This window comes from Amycolatopsis halotolerans, from assembly GCF_042647905.1.
In the GTDB taxonomy this organism is placed as follows: domain Bacteria; phylum Actinomycetota; class Actinomycetes; order Mycobacteriales; family Pseudonocardiaceae; genus Amycolatopsis; species Amycolatopsis halotolerans.
Map to the genome: position 1 here is coordinate 1 of NZ_JBHRWI010000009.1, position 775 is coordinate 775.

Sequence of the window (775 nt, forward strand, 5' to 3'; positions counted from 1 at the left end):
TCCTAGCCGGAGCCTCGTTGCCTTTCACGCCACCACGCCGCCCCGCAACACATCCTTATTGGTCCGTAAGGCAAACTTGTCGTGTTACTCGGCGGCGTAGCGGACTTCTTCCTTGCCGAAGAAGGCTTTGACCCGGTCGGGCTGGTTCTGGCGGCGGCGCAGGTGGGTGCGGGCCTCGGTGGCGAGTTCGTGTTTGTCGCCGGGGTTGGTGTGTGCGACATGGCGTTTGGTGTCGCCGTTGAGCAGTTCCACGGGGTTGAGCTCGGGGCTGTAGCCGGGCAGGAAGTGCAGTTCGATCCGGTCGGCCCGCTCGGTGATCCAGTCGCGGACGGCCCTGGAGCGGTGCACGGGGTGCCGGTCGGCGACGAGGTGGATCCTGCGGTCCAGGTGCCGGGTGAGCCGGTCGACGAACCTGATCATGATCTCGGTCGTCAGGCTGCCGTGGTAGACGGTGAAGTACAACTCGCCCTTGTTGCTGATCGCGGCCATCGCGTTGGCCCCGAACCGGACGCCGGGCTTGCCGATCACCGGGGTCCGCCCGACCGGCGCCCAGCTCGCGCCGACCGCGTTGTCCGACCGCAGCCCGGTCTGGTCCAGCCACAGCACCGCCCCGCCCTCGCGGCGGGCCCGGGCGGCGATGGCCGGATAGGTCTGCTCCAGCCAGCACGCCACCGCTTCGGGGTCCTGCTCGTAGGCCCGGCGGACCGGCTTCTGCGGCGAGAGCCCCCAGCCGCGCAGGTACTTGCCGACCGTCACCCGCGACAGCCTGATGCCG

General features: G+C 69.3%; 1 protein-coding gene. It reads right to left on the minus strand.

The window, feature by feature from the left end; all coding sequences use genetic code 11:
- Positions 1-84 precede the first annotated feature (84 nt).
- On the minus strand, positions 85-775 hold a 691-nt coding region (locus ACFORO_RS07520; RefSeq protein WP_377896504.1), incomplete at its 5' end, for an IS630 family transposase.